Below are 24,910 nucleotides of genomic sequence, written 5' to 3'. Positions count from 1 at the left end.
ATGCCTGACGCCCCCAGCGACGACGCACCGAAGACCCCCGACGCAGCCGAGTCGAGCTCGGTCGTCGACGCGGCGACCGCGGCGGTCGAGCGCAAGGAGCTGTGGGTGGCGCGCGACCTGCTCGCGGCCCACGTGCGCGAGGAGCGCGACGTCGAGGCGCTGCGGCTGCTCGGCGAGGTCCACCACGGCATGGGCGACCTGCCCGCGGCCGGCGCCGCGTGGTTCGGGGCGGGGGTCAAGGGACCTGAGGTCGAGGCGGCCGTCGATGCCTGGCGCACGTCGCACGGCGACGACTTCGCCGCGATGTGGCGCTCGCTGCCCCGCTCGGTCCGTCAGGAGCCGCGCTCGAAGAAGGTCGAGGCGCTGCGGGCCAAGGCCCTCGAGGCGCGCGACGCCGCCGACGCGGCAGCGTCCACGGCGGTCGGGACGCCCAGCTCGCCCCCTGAGTCGAGCGGTGGCATCGACGCGGCACAGATCATCGCGTGGGTCATCGCGGCGTTCGTCGTCGTCTGCGCGATCGTCGGGCTCATCGAGATCCTGCGCTGGATGGTCCCCGGGGGCTGACCCGACCTCGACCTACCCGCGCGCTGCTGTGGGAGGCTGACGCGCGTGAAGACCCCGGACGTCAAGACTGCGGCCCACGAGGCCGGCAACTCCACCGTCGTCGAGCGTGGCGCCAGGCTCGGCTACGCGGTGAGTGGCCTGCTCCACCTCCTCATCGCCTACATCGCGCTCAAGGTCGCCTGGACCTCCGGTGGAGGCAAGGCCGACCAGTCCGGTGCCCTGGCGACGCTGGCCGGCAGCACCGGTGGGTCGTTCGTCCTCTGGCTCACCGTCGTCGGGCTCGTCCTGCTCGCGGTGTGGCAGCTCACCGAGGCGATCACCGGCGCCCACGGAGCCGAGGCGGCCGACCGGGCCAAGGCGGTGGGCAAGCTCGTGGTCTACGCCGCACTGGCCTGGACCGCCCTGACGTTCGCGACCGGCTCGTCCTCCTCCAGCAGCGGACAGACCAAGGACGTCACGGCGAGCCTCATGAGCCACTCGGGTGGCCAGCTGCTCGTCGGCGCGCTCGGGCTCGGGGTCGTCGGCGTCGGCGGGTACCACGTCTACAAGGGGTGGAAGAAGACGTTCCTCGAGGATCTCGAGGGCCACCCGGGCACCTGGGCCGTCCGGGCCGGAAGGATCGGGTACGTCGCCAAGGGGGTCGCCCTGACCGTCGTCGGTGTCCTGTTCGTCGTGGCCGCCATCCGCCAGAAGCCCTCGGAGGCCACGGGTCTGGACGGCGCCCTGAGGACGCTGCGTGAGGCGCCCGCCGGCCAGGTCCTCCTCACCCTCGTCGCCATCGGCCTGGCGGCGTTCGGGGTCTACGGAGGCGCGCGGGCGCGCTACGCGCGGGTCTGACCGTCTGCTTGGGCGTGCACCGAACCGTCACCGGCTCGGCCCACGGTCGGGCGTCGGGTCAGGAGGGAGGCGCTGCCGCGTCCCGTGCCTCGGCCTGGATGCGAGGGAACTGCTGTGCCATCGCGTCGGCAAGGGCCTTGGCGCCGGAGAGCGGTCGAACCATGACGGTGAACTCGCTGATGAGGCCGTCGTCGTTCGTCGTGATGAAGTCGCACCCGTTGACCGAGACCTCGCCCACCATCGCCTCGAACACGAGGGCGCTGCGGTTGCCCTCCTCGATGCTGGAGACGTAGCGGAAGTCGGTGAAGACGCGGGCGACGCCGTCGAGGATCGCGGCCGTGAGGGCCTTGCCCGGATACGGGGTGAAGGCGACCGGGCTCGTGAACACGACGTCGTCGGCGAGGAGGGCCTCGACACCGGTGAGGGTGCCGTGTGCGATCGAGGACTCGACGAGCTCGCGGAAGGCCTTCATGGGTGTTCTCCCTCAGCAGGGTGGGGCTTCGTGCGGACGGGTCGAGTCTGCCCCGGGCGGTGTGCGGTGACGTTGCGGCGCTCAGTCAGAGGGCTCGTGATGTCCACGACAGGCCTGCGACCTGCGACAATGGTGGTGTCGTCCCTCTGTCGTGGAGGGAACCCTCCCTGCTCAGGATTCTCGTGACCACCCCAAGCCCCTGCCTCCCGACGCCCGGCGCTGCTCCCGCCGCCGGCGTTACGGGACCCCGCTCGTGAACTACGTACCCGGACTGCTGCTCAGCGACCGCTACCGCCTCGAGGACCTCATCGCCGAGGGCGGCATGGGTCAGATCTGGCGTGCCCTCGACGAGAGGTTGCAGCGACCCGTGGCCGTCAAGGTCCTGCGTCCCGGCGGAAGTGGCGACGAGACCTTCGTCGAGAGGTTCCGGGTCGAGGCCGTCAACTCCGCCGCGCTCCAGCACCCCAACATCGTCACCGTCCACGACTTCGGCGAGGGCGAGCACTCGGCCTTCCTCGTCATGGAGCTCATCGAGGGCCGGCCGCTGTCGACGGTCATCGCCGAAGAGGGCCCGCTCGCGCCCGACCTGGCCACCGAGATCCTGCACCAGGCGGCGTCGGCCCTCCAGGCGGCCCACGAGGCCGGGGTCGTCCACCGCGACGTCAAGCCGGCGAACATCGTCGTCGACGACGACGGCTACGCGCGGCTGACCGACTTCGGCATCTCCAAGGCGATGTCGGGCTCTGCTCTCACCCAGACCGGCGAGATGCTCGGCACCGCCCACTACCTCGCGCCGGAGCAGGTCCAGGGCCGCCCGGCAACGCCTGCCAGCGACATCTATGCCTTGGCCGTCGTCGGGTTCGAGATGATCACCGGTGACCGTCCGTTCGCGGGCGAGTCGATGATCACCACCGCCCTCGCCCACGTCGGCCAGCCGGCGCCGGAGCTCCCGGACACCGTGCCCGAGCCCTTGCGGACCACCGTGCTGGCCGGTCTGGCCAAGCTGCCCGATCAGCGACCGGCCGACGCCGCTGCCTTCGCCGCAGCCCTGCGGCTTCCGGCGGGGACCGCCCCCGACCACCTCGTCGAGGGAGCCAAGTCCGCCGTCAGTCCCGTGGTGTCCGGTCTCCCCGACGGGATGTTCACGCCCTACCCGCCGTCCCGCGTCAACACCGCCCAGGACGCCTGACCCCACACCAGTGCCGCCGGTCGCGCCATCCGCGTGAAGGATCACCGAGATCCTGACCTCTGGAATGCTCCACTCGGCCCGGATCGTGGCAACCTCGCACCCATGATCCGGAGGGTCGCCACGTGAGCAACAGGTTCGCGCGCTGGGCCAACAGTCCCCGGGTGGCGGGCTGGTTCCTCGTGGTCGCGGCCGTGGGGTGCGGGTTCGGGGCCTGGACGACGTGGCACAGTGCGACGTCCTTAAGCGACAACGGTGTGAGAACCACCGGCGAGATCATCGAGGTGCAGGACTCGGGGCGGGATCCCTACGTCGTCATCCGGTTCCGCGACACCAACGGCGACGACGTCGAGGCCGAGGTCGGCAACTACTTCTTCGACCCGACGCCGAGGGTCGGTGACGACGCAGAGGTCGTCTACGACCCGGCCGACCCGGAGGGCAACGTCGCCGACGTGCGGATGGGCCCGGACTTCGTTGCGCCCATCTTCTTCGCCGTCGGCGGGCTGCTCGCGTCCGCTCTCGTCCGGCCGACCATGACCGGGCGGATCGACTGGGACAAGTGGCGACGGTGACAGGGCGTGGCGCCACGTCATGCGGTTGTGGAGCCGGTGACGGGAATCGAACCCGCGTGTCCAGCTTGGGAAGCTGGCGCTCTACCATTGAGCTACACCGGCAAGCGCCCCCACGTGAGGGCGCGGTGGGAAGTTTAACCCACGGTCGCAGCCGCCCCTCGGACGGCTAGAGCGAAGCCTTTCCGCCGCCCGATGACCCGCCCGATGGCCCGCCCGACGGCCCGCCGGAGCTCGCCGCCGCGAACCGTGTCGACCACGACTCGAGCGCCGCACGCACCTCGTCACCCGCCTCCTCGACGGTGAACGGCGCGTCCACCAACCCCATGCCGAGCAGCAGGAAGCCGACGTCCCGCGCCTCGCCCGTGACGCGACACTGCCCGTCCCCGAGGTCCTCGACCGTCGTCCAGCGGCCGATCCGCTTCTCGACCTCCGCCGCAGGAGCCGCAACCACCGTCACGAGCCGGTGCCCCGCTGCGCGACCCGACAGCCCCGCCCGCACGTACGCCGCAGCATCCCCGCCCGGGATCTCGCGACGGCGGAACAGCGACTTCGTCCCCTGCGGCTCCCCGAGACGGTCGAGCCGGAACGAGCGCCAGTCGGCCCGCTCGAGGTCGAACGCCAAGAGGTACCAGCGCCGCCCCACCGTCACGAGCTGGTGGGGCTCGACGTGCCGCCGTGCCTCCTCCCCGGCGCGCGCACCGCCACGAGCGGTGTAGAAGAACCGAATCCGCTCGGCGTCACGGATCGCCTGGGCCAGTGCACCCAGTACGGCCGCGGACACCTCGGGCGCCTCCGCGAACGGCGAGTCCACCGTGACCGCCCGCAGTGACTCCGCCCGACGCCGCAGCCGCGCCGGCAGCACCTGCACGACCTTGGACAGCGCCGACAGGGTCGAGTCGGCCAGGGCGCCCGACTGGGCCGACGCCGTCTGCCCCAGGGCGACGACCATGGCGATCGCCTCGTTCTCGTCGACGACGAGCGGGGGCATCGACCCACCGGACCCGAGCTGATAGCCGCCCTCCAGCCCGCGCGACGACGACACGGGGTAGCCCAGCTCGCGCAGCCGGTCGATGTCGCGGCGCAGCGTCCGCTCGGACACCTCGAGTCGGGAGGCCAGCTCGACGCCGGGCCAGAACCGGTGGGTCTGGAGCAAGGACAGCAGACGCAGGGTACGTGAGCTCGTGTTCGCCATGGATCCAGAGTCGCAGACATAACGGACAGAAACTGACCGGAAGGACTTCTAGCGTCGATCCCATGACCACGACAACCGCTTCGGAACACCCCTCGCCCATCTCAGCCGCCTCTGCCGCCGCAACCGTCGGCACGGCCACCGCCGTCGATACCCCGATCAGCGGACGCGCGCGCACCCTCGCCCTCGTCAGCCTCCTTCTCGCCTCGATGATGGAGCTCATCGACATCACGATCGTCAACGTCGCCCTCCCGACGATCGAGTCGGCCCTCAGCGCGAGCGCGGGGATGCTCCAGTGGGTCGTCGCGGCCTACCCGCTCGCGTTCGGCGTCTCGCTCATCACCGGCGCGCGGCTCGGCGACCGTTTCGGTCGTCGTCGGCTCTTCCTCGTCGGACTCGTCGGTTTCACCGTGGCGTCGGCGGCGTGCGGGTTCGCGCCGGGCATCGAGGCGCTCGTCGCCTTCCGCGTCCTTCAGGGCGTGGCGGCCGCGGCGATGGTGCCGCAGGTCCTCACGAGCATCCAGGTGATGTACGCCCCGCACGAACGCGGCACCGCGATGGGCATCTTCTCCGGCCTCGCCGGCATCTCCGCCGTCCTCGGCCCGATCCTCGGAGCCATCCTCACCGAGACGGCCGGCTGGCGCTGGGTCTTCCTCGTCAACGTCCCGATCGGTGTCGTCGCCCTCCTCGCCGCGCTGCGCTTCGTTCCCGAGTCGCGCGCCGCCCGCGCCCCGCGCATCGACCTGCGCAGCGCCGCGATCCTTTCGGCCGGGCTCCTTGCCGTGCTCTACCCGCTCGTCATGGGTCACGAGCTCGGCTGGCCGACCTGGACGTATGCCGTCATGGCAGCAGGCGTCCTCGTCCTGGGCGCGCTCGTGCGCTCGCAGCACGGACAGGGTCGTCGTGGGGGCGACCCGATGATCGCGACCGAGCTCTACGCGGGCCGGGCCTTCACCGGGGGCACCGTCGTCGGCGCCCTCCTCTTCGTCGCCAGTGCGGGCTACTTCCTCGCGAACACGCTGTACTTCCAGCTCGGGCTCGGTTGGAGCGTCCTCAAGGCCGGCCTCGTCGGCATCCCGTTCGCGGTCGTGTGCACCGTGACCGCGGGTCTCGGCGCGGCCGTGCTCATGCCGAAGATCGGCCGAGCCGTGCTCAGCCTCGGCGCCGTCGTCATGGCGGCCGGCTCCGGACTCACGGCCGTGGCGGTCGTCGGCGCCTCCCCCGCGACGAGCGCCTGGGCCTTCGTCCCGGGCATCGTCGTCATGGGCGCCGGCTTCGGCTTCATCGTCTCCTCGACGGCCCCGCTCGGGCTCATGCATGTCGAGGGGCGCCACGCGGGCGCAGCGTCCGGCCAGTTCAACACCACCGGCCAGCTCTCCAACGCCGTCGGCGCCGCCGCGCTCGGCACGCTCTTCTTCGAGGTGGCCGCCCGGCAGACCGGAACGATGCCCACGGACCTGTTGGGGCCGGCATACGTCGCCGTGCTCGTCGTGGTCGCGGTGCTCTCGCTCGTGACCGCGGTGGCAACCCGCATCATCCCCGCGGACGCGCACGTCGGCGCGGACCCCACCCAGGTGCACTGACACCGACCCCTGACGTCCGGTGGGCAGCCCGGCTGCCCACCGGACGCGTGGCGTCCCCGCCGACTACTGTGGCGTCGTGCTGCTCAGCGACCGAGACATCAAGACCGAGATCGACAAGGGACGCGTGGTCCTCGACCCGTGGGATCCCGAGATGATCCAGCCGAGCAGCATCGACGTGCGCCTCGACCGCTACTTCCGGTTGTTCGACAACCACAAGTACCCCTACATCGACCCGGCCGAGGACCAGCCCGACCTCACCCGGCTGGTCGAGGTCGAGCCGGACGAGCCGTTCGTGCTGCACCCCGGCGAGTTCGTCCTCGGCTCGATCTACGAGACGGTCACGCTGCCCGACGACGTCGCCGCGCGCGTGGAGGGCAAGTCGAGCCTCGGACGGCTCGGCCTGCTCACCCACGCGACGGCGGGGTTCGTCGACCCGGGATTCAGCGGCCACGTCACGCTCGAGCTGAGCAACGTCGCCACGCTCCCGATCAAGCTGTGGCCGGGCATGAAGGTCGGGCAGCTCTGCTTCTTCCGGGTGTCCAGCCCGGTCGAGAACCCCTACGGCTCGACGAAGTACGGCTCGCACTACCAGGGCCAGCGCGGCCCCACGGCCAGCCGCAGCTTCAAGAACTTCCACCGCACCCAGGTCTGAGCCGTGGCGGGAGGCAACGGTCTGCTCGAGGTCCGCATCGCGGCGCCGGCGGCCGACGCCCCACGCCTGGCCCGGCTCCTCGTCGAGGAACGGCTCGCCGCCTGCGTGCAGGTCCTGCCCGGCGTCGTGTCGACGTTCCGGTGGGACGGGTCCGTGACGACGGCGCAGGAGCAGCTCGTCGTCGCCAAGACGCACCGCTCGCGCTTCGACGAGATCCTCGACCGCGTCGGCGAGGAACACCCCTATGAGACCCCCGAGATCATCGCGGTGCCCATCGTCGAGGCCAGTGCCGCGTACGCCGCGTGGCTCGTCGCGGAGGTCGGCGCCGGTGAGCGATCGTGACTCGGCTCCCGTGACGGCGCGCCGGTGAAGGACCCGCTCGGTCGGCTCGTCGCCCACGACCTGCGCGGCACCATGCCGCCGTCGCCGGAGGGCGTGGTCCTCGTGCTGCACGGCGGTGGCGAGAAGGGGTTCGGCCCGATGCCGTGGTGGGACGGCCCGGTCCTGCGGATGTGGCCCTTCGCCAAGGCGATCGAGCGGCGCGCGGGCGACCGGCTCGCCGTCGTGCGGCTCAAGAACCGCTACTTCGGCTGGAACGGCTCCGAGCAGACACCCCTCACCGACGCCCGCTGGGCTCTCGACCGCGTCCGCGAGAGGTATGCCGGCCTGCCCGTCGCGCTCGTCGGTCACTCCATGGGTGGCCGGGTCGTCACCCACCTCGCCGGTGAGCCCGGCGTGACGACGGTCGTCGCGCTGGCGCCGTGGGTCGAGGAGGGCGACCCGCGCCCTGGGCACCCCGGGCTGCGGGTGCTGCTCATGCACGGACTCGGCGACCGGACCACGGACCCTCGCCGGACCCAGCGGCTCGCGGAACAGCTGCGGGCCAAGGGCGCCGACGTCACGTGGCGGCCCGTCGAGGGCGAGGGTCACGCGATGCTCCGGCACGCGCCGACGTGGCACCGCGAGGTCGCCGAGTTCGTCACCTCGTCGCTGCTGGGCGAACCGTCTCCGGGCTGATCAGGTGCCTCTGGGGATGGCCGACAGCAGCTCCTGCGTGTAGTCCTGCTTCGGTGAGCTGAACAGCGCCTCGGGAGAGCCCGATTCGACGATCTTGCCGCGCTGCATGACGTGGACCTCGTCCGAGATCATCCGTACGACGGCGAGGTCATGGCTGATGAACAGGTAGGCGAGCCCGAGCTCGGACTGGAGCCGGGCCAGCAGCTCGAGGATCTGCTGCTGGACGAGGACGTCGAGCGCCGAGACGGCCTCGTCGAGGACGACGAGGTCGGGCTCGAGCGATAGGGCGCGCGCGATGGCGACGCGCTGACGCTGACCGCCGGAGAGCTGGTGCGGGTGCCGGTCGGCGACGTCGGCGGGCAGCGCCACCTGCTCGAGGAGCTCGGCGACACGGGCTCGCCGCGACGCCTTGTCGCCGATGCCGTGGACGCCCATCGGCTCGGCCACGCTGCGCCCGACGGTGAACCGCGGGTCGAGCGAGGCGTAGGGGTTCTGGAACACCGGCTGGATGCGGCGCCGCACCGCCTTGAGTGCCTTGCGGCCCCGCCCGCGCTCCCGGCCGTCGACGAGCACCGTGCCCGACGTGGGTTCGACGAGCCCGAGCAGCAGGTTGGCGACGGTGGACTTGCCGGACCCGGACTCACCCACGACGGAGACCGTCCTCCCGGCCGGGATGGTCAGGCTCACCCCGTCGACAGCGGCGTATGCCGGCCCACGCAGAGCATGGGACCCGGGGCCACTTCCGTACACCTTGACGAGGTCGCGCACCTCGACGAGGGGAGGGCCTGCGGCGGTGTCGGCCGACGAGCCATCGGCGGGCGTGCCCTCGGCGACGGAGCGGTCGTCCAGACGGGCGCGCGTGGTCGCGGTGGTGCCGGGGATGGCGGCGAGCAGGCGCGTGGTGTAGTCGTGCCGGGGTGCGTGCATGACGTCGTGGGCGGTTCCGATCTCGACGATCTCGCCGTTCTGCATGACCGCGACCCGGTCGGCGCGCTCGGCGGCGAGGGTGAGGTCGTGGGTGATGAGCAGGACCGCGGTGCCCATCTCGTCGGTGAGGTCGTCGAGGAGGTCGAGCACCCGTCGCTGGACGGTGACGTCGAGGGCCGACGTCGGCTCGTCGGCGATGAGCAGCGCGGGCTTGCAGGCCAGCCCCATGGCGATGAGGACCCGCTGACGCATGCCGCCGGAGAACTCGTGAGGGTACTGGCGGGCGCGGGCGGCGGCGTCGGTGATGCCGACCGCCTCGAGCAGCTCGACGGCGCGTGCGTGTGCGGCCGCACCGGAGGCGACGTCATGGACCTCGAAGGCCTCGGCGATCTGCTCGCCGACCCGCATCACCGGGTTGAGGTTCGTCATCGGGTCCTGCGGGACGAGCCCGATGCCGGCTCCACGGAGCGCCTGCAGCTCACGACGATCGAGGGCGGCGACGTCGCGGCCCGCGACGACGATGGAGCCCGAGCCGATCTCGGCGGTGTCGGGCAGCAGCCGGTTCACGGCGGCGGCGGTCGTGGACTTGCCGGATCCCGACTCGCCGACGAGGGCGAGCGTCTCGCCCCGGGCGATGTCGAAGCTCACACCCCGCACGGCAGGGGCGAGGCCGCTGCGCGACCGGAAACCGATGTGCAGGTCGGTGATGCTCAGGGCCGGGGCGTCGTCGGTCATCGGTGCGCCTCCTCGGCGAACAGCTCGGCCTGGAGCACGCGCTCCCACAGCCGGTCGGTGGGCACGGGTGCTCCGCCGTGCAGGTGTCGGTTGGTCGCCATCGCGACCACGGCGGGGTCGGCCCCGAGCCGCACCCCGAGGGCCGTGCCCGTGAAGCCGGGGTGCCACGCGAGCCGTGGCCCTGCGGCTCGCTCCCCGCCCAGCGGTCGGACGCGAAAACCCAACCCCTGCAGCGGGTCGGGCCCGGCAGTGGTGAACTTCTCGACGACGTCAGGACTCCACAGGCCATGGCTCGTGTCGACGAGGGCGCGCCCCAGCGCGAGCAGGTCGGGCACCGAGCCGAACAGGCCCGCGTGACCGGACACCCCGCCCATCGCATGCCACGCGTTGGCGTCGTGGACCGAGCCGCGGATGGGCTCCCTGCGCCGTGGCAGGGGTGCGAGGTCCGAAGCGGGGGTGAGGTGGACCGGATACGGCTCGCCGGTGGCGATCATCCGCTCCTCCCACCCCTCGTCGAGCGCGGACTCGGCGACGTCTCTCGCGTCGGCGACGTCGCCGGGGTCACTGCCCGTTCCGGCAACCGGCCGGAAGTGCAGCCCGACACCGAGCGGCTCGGTGACGAGGGTGCGGATCGCGGCATTCAGCGGCTGAGCCGTCACGGCCTCGACGACGGCCCCGAGGGTGATGAACGACAGGTCCGAGTAGGCGAACGCCTCACCGATGCCCGAACCGCGCGGCATCCCCGGCAGCACCGCGAGGACCTCGTCGGGGCTGCGCACCACGTGGTGCAGGGGCTGCCACGGCAGCAGGCCGGCGCGGTGCTGGAGCAGGTCGCGGATCGTCGGGTCGGGTCCGGTCCACGCGAGGTGCCGCGAGACAGGCGAGTCGAGGTCGAGCCGGCCGGCGGTGACCAGCGCCATGACCGCGCAGGTCGTGACGAGCTTGGTCACCGACGCGAGGTCGTGCACGGTGTCGCGGGTCATGGGCGCACCGGAGGTGTCGCGCACCCCGGCCACCTCGATCGCCTCACGGCCCGGCGTCCATGCTCCGACGACGGCACCGGGCGGAGGGTTCTCCGCGTCCTCGACGCACACTCCCCGACCCACCAGCACCCGAGCCGCCCCTCCGGGAGCGGTCCGGGTGAGGTGGGCCTCCGGCATACCGAAGCGGTGGTCGATCCGGGTGCCGCCGTCGGGGAGCCAGCCCCGGGAGGCGTAGAAGGCTCGTGCCGGCGCGTTGTCGTCGAACACCCAGAGGTCCGAGCCGGCGACGCCCGGTGCGGCGTGGTCGGCGGCGTCGAGCAGCAGTCCACCGATGCCGCGGCCCTGCACCGTCGGCGAGACGTAGAGCGAGTGGACCGCCAGCCGGTCGTCGTCGGCGGTGAAGCGCACCACCCCCACGACCGCGTCGGTGTCGTCGGCGGCGACGAGCGTCTCGTCCCTCCCGATCGCGTCGGACCAGCGGGTGTCGGCGTCGGCGCGCGACAACCCTGCGAGGACCTCGGGAGCCGCGAAGGCGGCATACGAACGGGTCCAGCACTCCCAGAAGAGGTCCTGGACCGCGGCGAGGTCGTCGCGGGACGCGGCACGCACCGCCGTCACCGCACGACCACCAGGGCACGCGGCAGCGAGGCGAGCGGCTCGGGCAGGCGCAGCGGATCCGCACCGGGAGTCAGCGACCCGAGGACGCGCGGACCGGACGCGCCGGTCGCCGCGGGGACGTTGCCCGGGAGTCCGTGCCACGTCGCCCAGCCCATGAGTGCGAACGCGAACGCCTCCTTGAGGTCGGTCGGGATCCCGAGGTCCTCGGTCGTGTCGATCCGGATGCCGGGTGCGGCGTCGGTGATCGCCTGCATGAGCACCGGGTTGTCGCAGCCGCCGCCGGACGCGAGGACGCGAGCGACATGGGTGCGCAGCAGCTCTCGTCCGACGACCTCGCCCGTGAGTCGCGTGAGGGTCGCGACGAGGTCGGCGTCCCCGAGGGTGCGGTCACCGAGCGCGGAGAAGACGTGGTCGAGGTGGAAGTACTCCTTGCCGGTCGACTTTGGCGCCGGCAGGTCGTAGTAGGGGTCGGCCATGAGCGTCGCGAGCAGCTCCTCGTCGACGGAACCTGACGCTGCGATCGCACCGCCCACGTCGTAGCCCTCGGGCGTGAGTCCGCGGGCCGTCACCACCGCGTCGACGAGACCGTTCGCCGGACCGATGTCGTATGCCGTGATGCCCGGTCCCCCGTCCGGTTGCGGTTCGACCCGGGTCATGTTGGAGATCCCACCGAGGTTGAGAGCGGCGACGACCTCGTCGGTGTCACCGGCTCCCGCCAGGGCGAGGACGTCGAGCAGGGGGACGAGAGGCGCGCCGTGCCCCTGTGCCGCAACGTCCCTCGCGCGAAGGTCGCTCACGACGGGCAAGTCGAGGCGCTCTGCGATCCACGCCGGCTGACCGATCTGCATCGTCCCGAGAGCATGGCCGTCCTCGACCCAGTGGTAGGTCGTCTGGCCGTGGCTCGACACTGCGTCGACACCGCCGTGCTCGTCAGCGACCGACGCGGCCACCGCGGCGAAGTGCTGGCCGACGAGCGTGTCGAGCTGGGTGAGCTCGTGGGCGGTGCAGGGCCCCGGAGGCAGGGCCGCGAGGAGCCGCGACCGCAGCTCGGGCGGGTAGGGCGTCGAGCGGCCCCCGACGACACGCGCCTCGAGGACGTCGCCGGTCTCACCACCCAGGGTGAGGTCGACGACGATCGCGTCCACGGCGTCGAGCGAGGTTCCCGAGATGAGCCCGAGCCAGCGCATGGTCAGTTCCGTCCCTTGACGTCGAAGGCGTCGCGGAGTCCGTCGCCGAGGAGGTTGAGGCCGCCCACGAGGAGCACGACGATGATGCCGGGCGCGATCATCGTCCAGTTCGCGATCGACACGATGTTGCGGGACTCGAAGATCATCGAGCCCAGCGACGGGGCGGGCGGCGGGGCGCCGAGGCCGAGGAACGACAGCGACGCCTCGGTGAGCACGGCCCACGACAGCGACAGCGCCGTCTGGACGATGACGAGCCCGCTGATGTTGGGCAGCACGTGCAGCGCCATCGTCGCCCACGGGTTCTGGCCGGTGCTCACGGCGGCACGGACGAAGTCCTGCTCGCGCAGCGACAGCACCGGTCCGCGCGCGACCCGGAAGAAGATCGGGACGTAGACGACGGCGATGGCGAGCGCGACGGTGAACCACGTCCGGTCGAGCACCGACACCAGCGTCAGCGCGAGCAGCAGCGGTGGGAACGCGAAGAACACGTTGGCGACGCCACCGAAGACGGCGTCGACCGCACCCCGCAGGTAGCCCGCGACGACACCGGCGAGCGTCCCGACGGCGGCCGACAGGGCGACGGCCACACCGGCGATGAGCACCGAGTTGGCCAGGCCTGCAGCCACCCGCGAGAAGACGTCACGGCCGAACTGGTCGGTCCCGAACCAGTGCGCACCCGAGGGGCGCTGGAGCCGGTTCGGGGCGTCCTGCGCGATCGGGTCGTGCGGGAGGGCGCCGAGCCAGGCGAGGACCGCCACGACGAGGAGCACCGCCATGATGACGAGCCCGAGAATCCCGGGCACCGAACGCCGCAGCCGGTGCCACGGCCGCGTCGGCGCCGACGTCACGTCGACGCTGAGACCACCCGCGGCTCCCGCGCCGTCGGCGCTCACGACGCACGCACCCGCGGGTCGACCGCCCGGTAGACGAGGTCCGTGACGATGTTGACGAGCACGAACGCGAGGGCGATGACGAGGACGGTGCTCTGCACCACGGCGTAGTCCTTCTGCTGGATGCCGAGCAGCACCTGCCGCCCGATCCCGGGGAGCGAGAAGATCTGCTCGACGACGACGGCGCCACCGAGGAGGTAGCCGAGCTGCAGCCCGGTCATCGTCGTCACCGGGAGCAGTGCGTTGCGCAGCACGTGGCGACGGCGCAGCCGACGCTCGCCGACCCCCTTGGCCCGAGCCGTGCGGACGAAGTCCTCGTCGCGCACCGAGAGCACCGCCGTGCGGGTCGTGCGCGCGATCGGCGCGGCGATCCCGAACCCGAGGGTGAGCGCGGGCAGGAGCATCTGCTGCAGGTTGAGACCCAGCGACGAGACCCCGTCCCAGGGGACGGCATACGGCTGGCCGTTCGGGTTGAAGCCGAGTCCCGACGCGGCATACGTGAGGAGGAAGCTCGCGAGGAGGAACGCCGGGACGGACAGGCCGAGGAGGGCGACGAGCTGGCCCAGACCGTCGCGCCAGGTGTGGGGAGTGGCTGCCGCGAGCATGCCCACGGGGATGCCGATGAGGAGGGCCACGACGATCGAGAGCGCGGCCAGCTCGAGGGTCACCGGCAGGGCCGCCCCGGTGAGCGAGGCGACGCTCGTGCGGGACCGGATCGACCAGCCGAGGTTGCCCTGGACGAGCTCGCCGAGCCACGAGAAGAACTGCGCGGCGAGCGGCTGGTCGATGCCGTAGTACTCGCGCAGCGCCGCCTGCTGGGCCGGGGTGAGCGCCGCGGCCTCGGTGCCGAGCGAGGCGGTGATCTGGTCGCCCGGGATCGCGCGGAGCATGACGAAGACGAGCAGCGCGACCCCCAGCAGCGTCGCCGCGACCGCGACGAGGCGCCAGGCGAACCGCCGCAGTGCCTGCGAGGACACCGACCTCGACGTGAGTGCCGGCGAGGTCACTGGATGGTGGTCGTGCGCAGCGACTGCAGGCTTCCGTTGCTCATCGGGACGAAGCCGGCGACCTTGGACGACGCGACGGTGTTGGCGTTGCTCGTGAACAACCACACCCACGCGGCGTTGTCCTCGAGCTCCTGGGAGACCTTGGCGTAGACCTCCTTGCGCTTGGCCTCGTCCTGCGTGGCCTTGCCCTCGGCGAAGAGCGCGTCGAGCGCGGGGGAGGAGTAGCCGGCGACGGCCTGGAGGTTGCCCTTGCTCGTGAAGTAGCGGCCGTACATCGTGTCCGGGTCCGGGCGACCGCCGTTGAGCGCGACGGCGGCCTCGAAGTCACCGGCGACCCAGCGCTTGACGAACGCGGCGATGTCGAGCACCTCGAGGTCGAGCGTGATCCCGGCCTCGGCGAGCTGGCTCTTGAGGTTCTGCGCCTCGTTGACCGAGGTGGCGTACTCGCCCTGGCTGACGATCGTCTTGAGGACGAGGGCACCGCCGCCGGCCTTGGCGAGGTACTCCTTGGCCTTGGCGACGTCGCGCTTCGGGCACGGGCGCTTGGCCGGGTCGGACTTGTACTCCGGTGCCGTGATCGGACCGGTCACCTCACCCTCCCCGTATGCCGCGGTGTCGAGGACCTGCTGCCGGTCGACAGCGCACGCGATGGCGAGGCGGACGTTGACGTCGGCGAGCGCCGGCTGGGTCGTGCTCGAGGCCTTGAGCTGGAGCGTGTGGTAGCTCAGCTGCGGAGTCTTCGTCACCGTGAGGTCACCGCCCTCGGCGGTGCGCGCGACGAGCGGGTCGTTGATCGTCGCGAGGTGGACGTTGCCGGACTTGAGAGCGGTGACGATCGCGTTCTCGTCGGGCATGACGCGGAACTCAAGGCCGTCGAGGAGGGCCTTGTCGCCCCAGTAGGCGTCGTTGCGCTTGAGCTTGACCGACTGCGACGGCGTGCGGCTCTCGAAGGTGAAGGGGCCGGTGCCGTTGGGGGTGGTCTCGAGCGCGCTCATGGCGGAAGGCGCGGACGCCTCCGAGGGGAGCATGGCGACGTTGACGCTGGCGAGGCCGGCCGGGAGGGCGGCGTCCGGGGCGGAGAGCGTGAGGGTGACCGTGGACGGGTCGGTGGCCGTGACCTCGGTGACGTTGGCGAGGGCGCTGCGGGCCACGGCGGCGGTCTTCTCGTCGCGGATCGCGTCGAGCGAGAACTTCACGTCGGCGGAGTCGAAGTCGCTGCCGTCGGTGAACTTCACACCCTTGCGCAGGGTGAGGGTGAGGGTCTTGCCGTCGGCCGAGGGCTCCCACTTCTCGGCGAGCCCGGGGACGGTCTTGAGGTCCTTGTCATACTCGGTGAGCGTGCCGTAGACGTTGCCGAGGACGTTGACCGCCTGGAACTGCGTCGCCTTCCACGGCATGAGCGTGTCGGGGTCGCTCGTCATGGCGAACACCGCCGTGCCACCGGCCTTGCCGGGCTCGGTCCTGGCCTCGGTGCCCGTCCCGGTTCCGGTCCCGGCGCCGCTCGAGCACGCCGACACGAGGACGAGCGAGGCGGCCGCCGTGGCCGCGAGGCTCAGCGGGGCGAACGGGCGGGCGGTGCGGATCATCGTCGATCTCCTGTGCCTTCGGGTGCGGTCGCCGGGGCGAGGCGATTCGGAGAAACCCTACAGTCGAGAACTTCCGAGTGGAAGATTCCTACATGACCGTCTCATCCGTGGTCCCCGGCGCCGGGTGCGAGCGGCCGGCCAGCCCGAACCAGCTCACCACGCCCCCGACGGTGAGCAGGACGGCACAGATGACCATCGCCGCGCGGAACCCGGACGTCATCGCCGACGGGTCCCGGTAGTCGTCGCCGGTGAGCCCGACGAGCGCGGGGAGGGCGGCCACCGCGAGGAGCGAGCCGGCCCGCGCGACGGCGTTGTTCACGCCACTCGCGACACCGGCATACCGGTCCGGGGCGGCCGCGAGCACGGTCGAGGTGAGTGGGGAGACGAGCAGCGCGAGACCGAGGGCGAAGACGACGAGCCCCGGCAGCACCGTCCACCAGGTCGCCCCGCGCCCGGCCGGCAGCAGGAGCAGTGCCCCGACGGCGCACACCACTGGTCCGACCGACATCGGGATGCGCGGTCCGATGCGCTCCGAGAGCTGGGATGCCCTCGACGACAGGAACATCAGGGCGATCGTCACCGGCAGGCCGGTGAGCCCCGCCGACAGCGCGGACCAGCCGGCCGACACCTGGAGCTGGAGGACGAGGATGAAGAAGACGACGCCCAGGGCGCCGTAGACGACGAAGGTCATGGCGTTCGCGGCAGAGAACACCCGGTCGCCGAAGAGCGAGAGGTGGACGAGCGGCGTGCGGGCACGCGACTCGACGACGACGAACCCCACGGCCGCGACCCCCGCGACGACCGACACGGCGACGAGCAACGGTCGGCTCATCGTCGCCGACGCCGTGAGGGCGTAGGTGAGCCCTCCGAGCGCGAGCACCGTGAGCCCCGCGCCGAGGACGTCGAACCCGCGACCGGTCGCCTCGGTGTCGCGTGACTCCGGGGTCGCCCAGAGCGTCAGCGCGATGACCGCCAGGCAGAGGGGGACGTTGATGCCGAAGATCCAGCGCCAGCCCCCGTTGTCGACGAGCCAGCCGCCGACGAACGGCCCGATGGCTGCGGCGATCCCGCTCAGCCCCGCCCACGTGCCGATCGCGGCCGCGCGGTCCTCGCGCCGGAAGGCCGACTGGATGATCGCCAGGCCGCCCGGCGTGAGCAGCGCTGCCCCGACGCCCTGGAGGACACGCGTGGCGATGAGCTGTCCAGGGGTCTGGGCGACGGCGCACAGGGCGCTCGCGACGAGGAACCACGCCATCCCGACGAGGTAGATGCGCCGGCGCCCGAGCCGGTCACCGAGCGCGCCGCCGACGAGGACGAGCGAGGCGAGGGCGAGCATGTAGCCGTTGATCACCCACTGCAGCTGCTCGAGCGACGCGTCGAGCTCGGTGCCGATGGTGCGCAGGGCGACGTTGACGACCGACCCGTCGAGGATCGCGATGCCCGACCCGAGGGTCACGGCGGTGAGGGTGACGCGCCCGCGCGTCGTGTCCCGGGTGAGGAGTTCGGTCACGTCGACCATTGTCGCGCCCGCGGGGCACGAATGCTCGTGGCCGGCTGGGTTCTCGGGCGCTGGTGGAGGATGCTGTTCGGTGCCATGACTACGACCCGCCCCGCCACCGACCCTCCTGCCGCCGACCCTCCGGCCAGCGACCCCGATGCCCGCGTCCGGGAGCTCGCCTGGACGAGCTACGCACGCGTCGTCGCCATCATCGCCGTCGCGTTCATCCACGTCGCGGGCTACACGTACGCCAACCCGGCGCTCGAGGGCACGGGGACGTGGCACGTCGCCGCGCTCCTCACGTTCAGCACGAAGTGGGCGGTGCCGGTCTTCGTCATGGTGAGCGGCGCGCTGCTGCTCAAGCCCCCGCGGGACCGGTCGCCGATGACGTTCTACCGCCGGCGGCTGTCGCGGATCGGGATCCCGCTCGTGTTCTGGCACCTCGTCTACATCGGGATCCTCTTCTACCAGTCCGAGGGCTCGCCCAACCTCCGCAAGCTCGCCGCGAGCCTGCTGCGCGGCGAGGTCTACACGGCGATGTACTTCTTCTGGCTCATCCTCGGCCTCTATGTCGTCACGCCGCTCATCTGGCCGGTCATCGACGCGTTCAGCACCAATGCGCTCACGGTCGTGGCACTCGGGATCACAGCCCTGCCCGCGGCGGAGCTCACGCTGCAGCGGGTCATCCCGCTCCTCGCGGGGTCGTCGAGCCTCGCGACCGGGCCGACCGTCGTCACGCAGTTCCTGCCCTGGGTCGGCTTCTTCCTGCTCGGCTACGTGCTCAAGGACGTCGTCGTCCGGGGTGCCCGCCTCGTGGCGCTGGCCGTCGCGACGTTCGTCATCTGCCTCGGCTTCACCCTCCAGGTCACGGTGCTGCCCCAGCTGCCGGCCCCGCTGCCCAAGGCGGTCAACACCCTGGTCCCGCTGTCCTACCAAGGCTGGCTGCTCGCCCTCGGCTCGATCGGCGTCTACCTGCTGTGCCGCAGCATCGTCTCGCCGACGTCGAGGCTGGCGGCCCCCGCGATCGCCGGCCGGGTGCGGCACCTCGGCAACCTCACCCTCGGGGTGTTCGCCTGCCACCTGCTCGTGCTGTTCGTCGCGCTGCGGGTTCTCGACCTCCCCAAGGGCGCGACGACGCTCGGGATGCTGCTCGCCCTCAACGTCGGAGTCGTCGTCGTGTCGTTCGTCGTGAGCGAGATCCTCAACCGGCTGCCGCTGCTGCGCCGCACGGTCTGACCGGTCCAACGCCGGGAATCGGTCACACGTCCGCTCCGTCCGGGGCTACCGTCCGGTAGGACTGGTGCATGACTGCTGCCACGACGCGGATCAGCGCCTTCACCGACGACGCCCTCGGCACCGACGACGCCACCGGCGTCGCCGAACGCATCGCCCGCGGCGAGATCTCGGCGCAGGAGGCGGTCGACGCCGCCATCGCACGCGTCGAGGTCGTCAACGGGGACGTCAACGCCGTGGCTGCGTGGGACCGGGACCGTGCTCGGCGCCGGGCCGCGTCCGGTCGCGTGCGTGGGGCCTTCGCGGGCGTCCCGACTGCGACGAAGGACAACATCCACGTCGCCGGTATGCCGGCCACGATGGGTTCGCGGGCCGTCCCGTCCCAGCCCGGCGAGGTCGACGGCGCGTTCACGCGTCAGTTCCTCGACACCGGGGTCATCCCCGTCTGCTCGACGACGATGCCCGAGTTCGGGTGGACCGCGACGACCGAAAGGGTCGGCGGCGACGTCACGCGCAACCCGTGGGACACGGCATACAGCAGCGGTGGTTCGTCGGGAGGCTCGGCCGCGCTCGTCGCCTCCGGTGCGCTCCCGATCGCCCACGGCAACGACGGCGGCGGGTCGATCCGGATCCCGGCGGCCGCGTGCGGGCTCGTCGGGCTCAAGCCGTCACGCGGTCGGCTGCGTCTGGACGAGGGCAACGCGTCGATGCCCGTCAAGGTCGTCGTCGACGGCGTGCTGACCCGAAGCGTGCGTGACACGGCCCGGTTCTTCGAGGCGGCGGAGCGCAGCTATCGCAACCCGCGGCTCCAGCCGATCGGGCGGGTGGACGACGGCCCGGCGCGACCGCTGCGGATCGGGGTCATGGTCGACTCGCCGTTCGCCCCGCCGTCCGACGCCGACACGCGCGCGGCAGTCGAGCGGACCCGTGACCTGCTGGAGTCGTTGGGGCACACCGTCGTCGAGTACGCGCCCCCGATCCCGGGCTTCTTCAAGACCGACTTCGAGGACTACTGGTCGCTGCTCGCCTGGGCCGTCGCGAAGAACCGCGGCGGTATGTTCGGGCCCGACTTCGACACGGCGGCCCTCGACCCGCTGACGCTCGGCCTCGCCAAGCGCTTCCGGCGGCGGGCGCACCGGGCGCCGCTGTTCGTCGCGCGCCTCGCCGCGTCCGGCCGGTTCCAGGAGCGGACCTTCGGTGACGTCGACCTCGTGCTCACGCCGGTGCTCGCGACGACGGCGCCGCGGATCGGTCACCTCGGCGCCGACCAGCCCTTCGAGGTCCACTTCGCCCGCCTCGTCGAGTACGCCGCGTTCACGCCGCTGGCCAACGCCACCGGGGCGCCGGCGATCTCGTTGCCGCTGGGTCGCACCGAGGACGGTCGACCCGTCGGCGTCATGCTGTCCGCCCGGCTCGGGGAAGAGCGACGCCTCCTCGAGATCGCCGTGGATCTCGAGGAGGCGTCACCGTTCGCCTCGCTGGCGTCCGACGACTGATTGCCCTTTCGTGAGGCTCGTCGCTGCGCTCCTCACCTCACGAAAGGGCAATCAGTCGGGGGTGGGGGTCAGCCCACCGAGGAGTTGTACTGGCTGATCTGACCGGACAGCGACTCGGCCGCCTTGGTCATGGCCTGCTGCGGGTCGGTGCCGTTGAGCGCGGCCTCGAGACCGTCCTCGGAGGCCTTGCGCGCCTGCGGCATGACGCCGAGGAGGCAGCCCTGGGTGGCCTTGCTCAGCTTGGTGCTCTCGAGCTGCTTGACCGCGACGTCGAAGAGCGGGTTGGCCTTGCGGTACTCGACGTCGACCGGCTCGTCGAGCGCGCCCTTGCTGATCGGGAAGTAGCCGGTGCCCGTGTGCCACTGGGCCTGGCTCTTCTTGTCGGCGAGGAACTTCACGAAGCGCCACGCGGCTTCCTTGTTGGCGTCCTCGTGGTTCTCGCCGTTGATCCACAGCGACGCGCCGCCGATGATCGGGCCGCCCTCGGTGCCCGCCTTGATGTGCGGGTAGTTGGCGGCGCCGAGCTCCCAGCCGCCCTCCTTGGCCGCCTTGCTGAAGCCGCCGAGCTGGCCGGTCGACTCGAGCGTGATGGCGAGCTGGCCGGACTTGAAGGCCGCCTGGGCCGCCTTGGTGTCGCGACCGGTGTTGGCGGCGAGGCCGTCCTTGACCATGGTCTGCCACCACTTGACGACCTCGACCGACTCGGGCGAGTCGAACTGGACCTTGGTGGCCTTGCCGTCGCGGCCGTTGCCCTGGTCGCAGTACTCCTTGCCGTCGGTGGCGATGAACTGCTCGAGCAGCCAGCCGTAGATCGCCGCCCCGAAGCCGTAGTCGGCGGGGCCGCCGGCCTTCTTCGACAGCTTCTCGGCAGCGGTGCGGATGGCGGCGAGGTCCTGCGGCGGGGCCTCGGGGTCGAGTCCGGCCTTCTTGAAGAGCGACTTGTTGTAGTACAGGACCGGCATCGAGGTGTTGAACGGCATCGAGTTGAGCTTGTCGTCGATGCTGTAGTAGCCGGTGATGTTGGGCTGGAGGTCACCGACGTCGAGCTTGTCGCGGTCGATGAACGACTGCATCGGGATGGTCTGCTTCGCGTCGATCATGAAGCGGGTGCCGATGTCGTAGATCTGGATGACGTCGGGAGTGGACTTGCTCTGGATTGCCGCCTTGTACTTCGTGATCGCATCGTCGTACTTGCCGGCATAGGTCGCCTTGACCTCGATCTTGCCGGTGTTCTGCGCGTTGAAGTCAGCGACGAGCTTGGTGAGAGCCTCGGCGTTGGTGCCGTCCATCGCGTGCCAGAACGCGACGGTCGTCACGCCGCTGGCCTTGTCGAGGACGTCGGCTGCGGGGGCTCCTCCGCTGCCCCCGTCGCCCCCCTCCCCGCCGTCGTCCGTGCCCCCGCCGCAGGCGGCGAGGAACAGTGACGCGGATGCCACAGCTGCCGGGACGGCATACCGGAGCCTGCGCGCCTTGGGGGCGCCTGGTCTCGTCTTCACGTGGAACTCCTTTGTTCTCAACTACTTGACGGCGCCCGTGGTGAGGCCTCGGACGATGAAGCGCTGCCCGAAGATCACGAGCAGGAGGGTGGGGAAGAGCGCGAGCATGACGCCGGCCAGCACCATGCCGGGGGAGTCGGAGTCCGAGCTCTGGAGCTGGCTGATGCCGATCTGGATCGTCTGGTGCTTGGGGTCCTCGGTGGCGAGGAGTGGCCAGAAGTACATGTTCCAGGCCGAGAGTGCCGACCAGATGCCGAGCGCCGCGAGGCTGGGACGTGACAGCGGCAGCAGGATCGAGAAGAGGAAGCGGAAGTGCCCGGCACCGTCGACCCGCGCCGCGTCGCGCAGCTCCATCGGGAACGACAGGAACGACTGCCGCAGGAGGAACGTCCCGAAGCCGGTCGCGAGGAACGGCAGGGTGAGCCCGGCGATCGTGTCCTTGAGTCCCCACTGCGAGATGAGCAGGTAGTTCGGGATGATGATCGACTCGAACGGGATCATCATCGTCGACAGGAAGACGCCGAACCAGAACGCGCGCCAGCGCAGGTTGAGGAAGACGAACGCGTATGCCGCGAGGGCGCTCGTCACCATCTGACCGAGGGTGATGCCGAGGGTCTGCAGGACACTCGTGAGGTACTGGTTGCCCAGCGGGATGATGTCGAGCGCCTTGGAGTAGTTCTCGGGGTGGACGCCGTTCTTGGGCCACAGCGCCGGCGGGAAGCTGTTGGTGTCGCGCTCACCCATGAACGAGCCGACGAGCCCGTAGTAGACGGGGAAGAGCACGACGAGGAAGAGCACCCCGAGGATGAGGTAGCTGCCGATGTTCGACGGCTTGGACGAGGAGCGCCGCCTCGGCTTCTGCGTCGGCTTCTGCTCCGGCTTCTGCGCGGTGGTGGTCACCGGTAGAACACCTTCCTCTCGAGGACGCCGAACTGCAGCGCGGTGATGACGAGGACGATGATGAGCAGCACCATCGCCTGCGCCGACGCGTAGCCGTAGTTGCTGTTGTTGTTGGCGAACGCCTGCTCGTAGATCGAGTAGACGAGGGTCGTCGTGCGGTCCTCGGGGCCACCGACGGTGAGGATCTTGATCTGCCCGAAGCTCTGCAGCGAGTGGATCGTCCCGACGACGACGAGGAAGAACAGCTGCGGCGTGAGCAGCGGCATGATGATGCTGCGCTGGAGCCGGAAGCCGCTCGCGCCGTCGAGCCGCGCCGCCTCGAGGACGTCCTCGGGCAGGGCGCCCAGGCCCGCGGAGAGGACGAGCAGGTTGTAGCCGATCTGCATCCACACCGTCGCACCGGACACCGACCACAGCGCGAGGTCGGGGTTGGTGAGCCACTGGACCTTGTCGACGCCGAAGGTGTTGAGGATGCCGTTGAGGACACCGCTCGCCGGGTTGAACAGCACGCCGAAGATCACCGATGCCGTCGCCACCGAGAACGCGAAGGGCAGCGCAAAAGCGGTGCGGAAGAACCGCACTCCCCGGATCCGTGACTGGAGCAGCAGTGCGATGAGGAGCGCGATCGCGATGCTCGGGATCACCGTGAGGATCGTGAACGCGAACGTCACCCACAGCACCTGCAGGAAGTCGGGGTCGCTGAAGAGTCGCGTGTAGTTGACGAACCCGACGAACCCGCTCGGGTTGCCGAGGATGTCGGTGCCCTGGACGGACAGCAGGATCGACTTCACGAGCGGCCAGAAGATGAAGAGCCCGAAGATCACGAGCGCCGGCACGAGGTAGCCGAGCGCGATCCAGCGCTCCCGCCTGGCCTCGGCGCCGGCCGCGGTGGTCGACTTCGGCTCGGATGGCTGCTCGGGGTCGTGCTCGGCGCGCACCGGGTCACCGGTCGTCGTCGTCACGTCGCACCTCGTCCCTCGTCGTTGTGGGTGGTCGGCGTCATGCTAGGCGTCATTGCTGCGTTTCTGTTGCTCCGGTGCCGCGACCGGGGAGTTTTCTCCCTCGCGATTCGTGCGTTCTGAACTGCGCGTATGCCGCGTGGCCCGGTTATTTTGGAGGTTCCAACCGCGACGAGGGGCACAGATGATCCGGTTCGACGGCGTGACCAAGCAGTACCCCGACGGGACGGTCGCCGTCGACGACCTCAGCCTCACGGCTCCCACCGGCAAGATCACCGTCCTCGTCGGCCCCTCCGGCTGCGGCAAGACGACGTCGCTGCGGATGATCAACCGGATGATCGAGCCGTCGAGCGGCACGATCCTGCTCGACGGCCAGGACACCGGGCGGATGAACGAGGCGCAGCTGCGGCGCGGGATCGGCTACGTCATCCAGCACGCCGGCCTCTTCCCCCACCGCACCGTCCTCGACAACGTCGGCACCGTGCCGCGCCTCCTCGGCTGGGACAAGAAGGAGACGCTCGAGCGCTCGCGCGAGCTGCTCTCACGGGTGGGTCTCGCGCCCGAGCTCGCCGACCGCTATCCGTCACAGCTCTCCGGCGGCCAGCAGCAGCGGGTGGGTGTGGCGCGGGCGCTCGCGGCCGACCCGCCGGTGATGCTCATGGACGAGCCCTTCAGCGCCGTCGACCCGGTGGTGCGTGACCAGCTCCAGGACGTCTTCCTCGACCTGCAGTCCGAGCTCGGCAAGACGATCGTCTTCGTCACGCACGACATCGACGAGGCGATCAAGCTCGGTGACCAGGTGGCGGTGCTCCGTGTCGGTGGCAAGCTCGCGCAGATCTCCGACCCGGCATACCTCCTCGCTCACCCGGTCGACGACTTCGTCGCCGACTTCGTCGGACGGGACCGGGGCTACCGGTCGTTGCAGTTCCAGCCGGCGCCGCGGCTGCCGCTCGCCTCCGAGCGCACCGTGCTGCTCGGCGAGTCCACGTCGGGCATGAGTGGCGACTGGGTGCTCGTCGTCGACGGTTCGCACCGACCGCTCGGGTGGGTCGAGCCGGCGCGGGTGTCGGGTGAGGTGACCACGGACCACCTCCACCGCGGCGGGACCGTGGCGCGGGCCTCGGGATCGCTGCGCGGCGCCCTGGATGCTGCCCTGTCGTCGCCGTCGCGTCGCGGGGTCGTCGTCGACGACGACGGTGAGCTCGTCGGCACGGTGCGGGCCCACGAGGTGCTCTCGCTCATCGAGGCTGCCGACCGTCCCGACGAGGACAAGGCCGACGCGTTCGCCGAGGCGGCCGAGGGCAGCGGGGACAGGTCGTGACC

General features: G+C 71.0%; 23 protein-coding genes and 1 tRNA gene. 11 read left to right on the top strand and 13 right to left on the bottom strand.

All coding sequences use genetic code 11. From position 1 onward, the window contains the following. Window positions 1–564, top strand: coding sequence for a hypothetical protein (locus ACSQ11_RS04030; RefSeq protein ID WP_436003291.1), 564 nt, complete (start codon window positions 1–3; stop codon window positions 562–564). 45 nt (window positions 565–609) lie between these two features. Then, the gene (locus ACSQ11_RS04025; protein WP_436003289.1) at window positions 610–1,401 is read left to right on the top strand and encodes a DUF1206 domain-containing protein; all 792 of its coding nucleotides are present in this window, start codon (window positions 610–612) and stop codon (window positions 1,399–1,401) included. Between the two features lie 58 nt (window positions 1,402–1,459). Here ACSQ11_RS04025 and ACSQ11_RS04020 read toward each other — a convergent pair whose 3' ends face one another. Beyond that, complete coding sequence (locus tag ACSQ11_RS04020) at window positions 1,460–1,873, bottom strand: nuclear transport factor 2 family protein (protein ID WP_436003287.1); 414 nt, start codon at window positions 1,871–1,873, stop codon at window positions 1,460–1,462. Between the two features lie 253 nt (window positions 1,874–2,126). Here ACSQ11_RS04020 and ACSQ11_RS04015 point away from each other — a divergent pair, with 253 nt between their 5' ends. Together ACSQ11_RS04015 and ACSQ11_RS04010 are read left to right on the top strand one after the other, a co-directional pair. Next, window positions 2,127–3,062, top strand: a complete 936-nt coding sequence (locus ACSQ11_RS04015) for a serine/threonine-protein kinase (protein WP_436003285.1) — start codon at window positions 2,127–2,129, stop codon at window positions 3,060–3,062. A 122-nt stretch (window positions 3,063–3,184) separates the two neighbouring features. Then, on the top strand, window positions 3,185–3,631 hold the full coding sequence (locus ACSQ11_RS04010) for a DUF3592 domain-containing protein (protein WP_436003283.1): 447 nt from the start codon (window positions 3,185–3,187) through the stop codon (window positions 3,629–3,631). Between the two features lie 28 nt (window positions 3,632–3,659). On the opposite strand, the gene ACSQ11_RS04005 is transcribed toward ACSQ11_RS04010, so the two are convergent. Then, window positions 3,660–3,733 (bottom strand) — tRNA-Gly (locus ACSQ11_RS04005). 64 nt (window positions 3,734–3,797) lie between these two features. Continuing rightward, window positions 3,798–4,823, bottom strand: coding sequence for a helix-turn-helix transcriptional regulator (locus ACSQ11_RS04000; RefSeq protein WP_436003281.1), 1,026 nt, complete (start codon window positions 4,821–4,823; stop codon window positions 3,798–3,800). Window positions 4,824–4,885: 62 nt separating this feature from the next. Between ACSQ11_RS04000 and ACSQ11_RS03995 the strand changes: the two genes are divergently transcribed. From ACSQ11_RS03995 to ACSQ11_RS03980, 4 genes are all read left to right on the top strand, one after another. Then, a complete protein-coding gene (locus ACSQ11_RS03995; RefSeq protein WP_436003279.1) occupies window positions 4,886–6,403 on the top strand; it encodes an MFS transporter in 1,518 nt (505 codons plus the stop codon). A 76-nt stretch (window positions 6,404–6,479) separates the two neighbouring features. Next, on the top strand, window positions 6,480–7,055 hold the full coding sequence (gene dcd, locus ACSQ11_RS03990; RefSeq protein WP_436003277.1) for a dCTP deaminase: 576 nt from the start codon (window positions 6,480–6,482) through the stop codon (window positions 7,053–7,055). A gap of 3 nt (window positions 7,056–7,058) precedes the next feature. Next, the gene (gene cutA / locus ACSQ11_RS03985) at window positions 7,059–7,397 is read left to right on the top strand and encodes a divalent-cation tolerance protein CutA (protein ID WP_436003275.1); all 339 of its coding nucleotides are present in this window, start codon (window positions 7,059–7,061) and stop codon (window positions 7,395–7,397) included. Window positions 7,398–7,421: 24 nt separating this feature from the next. Next, entirely contained in the window at window positions 7,422–8,072 is a 651-nt protein-coding gene (locus tag ACSQ11_RS03980; protein ID WP_436003273.1) for an alpha/beta hydrolase, read from the top strand. On the opposite strand, the gene ACSQ11_RS03975 is transcribed toward ACSQ11_RS03980, so the two are convergent. The 7 genes from ACSQ11_RS03975 to ACSQ11_RS03945 form a co-directional block, all read right to left on the bottom strand. Next, window positions 8,073–9,734 carry a dipeptide ABC transporter ATP-binding protein gene (locus tag ACSQ11_RS03975; protein ID WP_436003271.1) on the bottom strand — a complete coding sequence of 554 codons (1,662 nt, stop codon included), beginning with the start codon at window positions 9,732–9,734 and terminating at the stop codon, window positions 8,073–8,075. It abuts the gene before it with no gap. Then, window positions 9,731–11,326 carry a GNAT family N-acetyltransferase gene (locus ACSQ11_RS03970; RefSeq protein ID WP_436003269.1) on the bottom strand — a complete coding sequence of 532 codons (1,596 nt, stop codon included), beginning with the start codon at window positions 11,324–11,326 and terminating at the stop codon, window positions 9,731–9,733. Before ACSQ11_RS03970 ends, ACSQ11_RS03975 begins: the two co-directional genes overlap by 4 nt. A 5-nt stretch (window positions 11,327–11,331) precedes the next feature. Then, window positions 11,332–12,522: an anhydro-N-acetylmuramic acid kinase gene (locus ACSQ11_RS03965; protein ID WP_436003267.1), complete on the bottom strand. Its 1,191-nt coding sequence runs from the start codon at window positions 12,520–12,522 to the stop codon at window positions 11,332–11,334. A gap of 2 nt (window positions 12,523–12,524) precedes the next feature. After that, a complete protein-coding gene (locus ACSQ11_RS03960; RefSeq protein ID WP_436003265.1) occupies window positions 12,525–13,415 on the bottom strand; it encodes an ABC transporter permease in 891 nt (296 codons plus the stop codon). Further along, window positions 13,412–14,389: an ABC transporter permease gene (locus ACSQ11_RS03955; protein WP_436003263.1), complete on the bottom strand. Its 978-nt coding sequence runs from the start codon at window positions 14,387–14,389 to the stop codon at window positions 13,412–13,414. Before ACSQ11_RS03955 ends, ACSQ11_RS03960 begins: the two co-directional genes overlap by 4 nt. Before the next feature lie 26 nt (window positions 14,390–14,415). Then, complete coding sequence (locus tag ACSQ11_RS03950; RefSeq protein ID WP_436003261.1) at window positions 14,416–16,005, bottom strand: ABC transporter substrate-binding protein; 1,590 nt, start codon at window positions 16,003–16,005, stop codon at window positions 14,416–14,418. An 88-nt stretch (window positions 16,006–16,093) separates the two neighbouring features. After that, window positions 16,094–17,524: an MFS transporter gene (locus ACSQ11_RS03945; protein ID WP_436003259.1), complete on the bottom strand. Its 1,431-nt coding sequence runs from the start codon at window positions 17,522–17,524 to the stop codon at window positions 16,094–16,096. A gap of 75 nt (window positions 17,525–17,599) precedes the next feature. On the opposite strand from ACSQ11_RS03945, the gene ACSQ11_RS03940 reads away from it, so the two are divergent. Beyond that, complete coding sequence (locus ACSQ11_RS03940) at window positions 17,600–18,739, top strand: acyltransferase (protein WP_436003257.1); 1,140 nt, start codon at window positions 17,600–17,602, stop codon at window positions 18,737–18,739. 68 nt (window positions 18,740–18,807) lie between these two features. Next, window positions 18,808–20,232 carry an amidase gene (locus ACSQ11_RS03935; protein WP_436003255.1) on the top strand — a complete coding sequence of 475 codons (1,425 nt, stop codon included), beginning with the start codon at window positions 18,808–18,810 and terminating at the stop codon, window positions 20,230–20,232. 68 nt (window positions 20,233–20,300) lie between these two features. Here ACSQ11_RS03935 and ACSQ11_RS03930 read toward each other — a convergent pair whose 3' ends face one another. Genes ACSQ11_RS03930 through ACSQ11_RS03920 form a run of 3 tightly spaced genes read right to left on the bottom strand, consistent with a single transcriptional unit; the run spans window position 20,301 to window position 23,590 of the window. Further along, on the bottom strand, window positions 20,301–21,728 hold the full coding sequence (locus tag ACSQ11_RS03930; RefSeq protein WP_436003253.1) for an ABC transporter substrate-binding protein: 1,428 nt from the start codon (window positions 21,726–21,728) through the stop codon (window positions 20,301–20,303). Window positions 21,729–21,749: 21 nt separating this feature from the next. After that, on the bottom strand, window positions 21,750–22,628 hold the full coding sequence (locus ACSQ11_RS03925; protein ID WP_436003251.1) for a carbohydrate ABC transporter permease: 879 nt from the start codon (window positions 22,626–22,628) through the stop codon (window positions 21,750–21,752). Beyond that, window positions 22,625–23,590, bottom strand: a complete 966-nt coding sequence (locus ACSQ11_RS03920) for a carbohydrate ABC transporter permease (RefSeq protein ID WP_436003249.1) — start codon at window positions 23,588–23,590, stop codon at window positions 22,625–22,627. The genes ACSQ11_RS03925 and ACSQ11_RS03920 overlap by 4 nt, the downstream gene beginning before the upstream one ends. A 181-nt stretch (window positions 23,591–23,771) precedes the next feature. Between ACSQ11_RS03920 and ACSQ11_RS03915 the strand changes: the two genes are divergently transcribed. After that, window positions 23,772–24,908 (top strand): ABC transporter ATP-binding protein, encoded by a 1,137-nt coding sequence (locus ACSQ11_RS03915; protein WP_436003247.1) that lies wholly within the window; start codon window positions 23,772–23,774, stop codon window positions 24,906–24,908. The last annotated feature ends 2 nt before the right edge of the window (window positions 24,909–24,910 follow it).

Source organism: Knoellia sp. LjRoot47, assembly GCF_964253435.1.
In the GTDB taxonomy this organism is placed as follows: domain Bacteria; phylum Actinomycetota; class Actinomycetes; order Actinomycetales; family Dermatophilaceae; genus Knoellia.
This window is presented reverse-complemented; position numbering and strand designations above follow the sequence as displayed.

Excerpts from the sequence above, each read along its gene's own strand:
- ACSQ11_RS04030 (WP_436003291.1), top strand. The coding sequence starts at position 1 with ATGCCTGACGCCCCCAGCGACGACGCACCGAAGACCCCCGACGCAGCC.
- ACSQ11_RS04020 (WP_436003287.1), bottom strand. The coding sequence starts at position 1,873 with ATGAAGGCCTTCCGCGAGCTCGTCGAGTCCTCGATCGCACACGGCACC.
- ACSQ11_RS04000 (WP_436003281.1), bottom strand. The coding sequence starts at position 4,823 with ATGGCGAACACGAGCTCACGTACCCTGCGTCTGCTGTCCTTGCTCCAG.
- ACSQ11_RS03995 (WP_436003279.1), top strand. The coding sequence starts at position 4,886 with ATGACCACGACAACCGCTTCGGAACACCCCTCGCCCATCTCAGCCGCC.
- ACSQ11_RS03975 (WP_436003271.1), bottom strand. The coding sequence starts at position 9,734 with ATGACCGACGACGCCCCGGCCCTGAGCATCACCGACCTGCACATCGGT.
- ACSQ11_RS03965 (WP_436003267.1), bottom strand. The coding sequence starts at position 12,522 with ATGCGCTGGCTCGGGCTCATCTCGGGAACCTCGCTCGACGCCGTGGAC.
- ACSQ11_RS03950 (WP_436003261.1), bottom strand. The coding sequence starts at position 16,005 with ATGATCCGCACCGCCCGCCCGTTCGCCCCGCTGAGCCTCGCGGCCACG.
- ACSQ11_RS03945 (WP_436003259.1), bottom strand. The coding sequence starts at position 17,524 with ATGGTCGACGTGACCGAACTCCTCACCCGGGACACGACGCGCGGGCGC.
- ACSQ11_RS03940 (WP_436003257.1), top strand. The coding sequence starts at position 17,600 with ATGACTACGACCCGCCCCGCCACCGACCCTCCTGCCGCCGACCCTCCG.
- ACSQ11_RS03935 (WP_436003255.1), top strand. The coding sequence starts at position 18,808 with ATGACTGCTGCCACGACGCGGATCAGCGCCTTCACCGACGACGCCCTC.
- ACSQ11_RS03915 (WP_436003247.1), top strand. The coding sequence starts at position 23,772 with ATGATCCGGTTCGACGGCGTGACCAAGCAGTACCCCGACGGGACGGTC.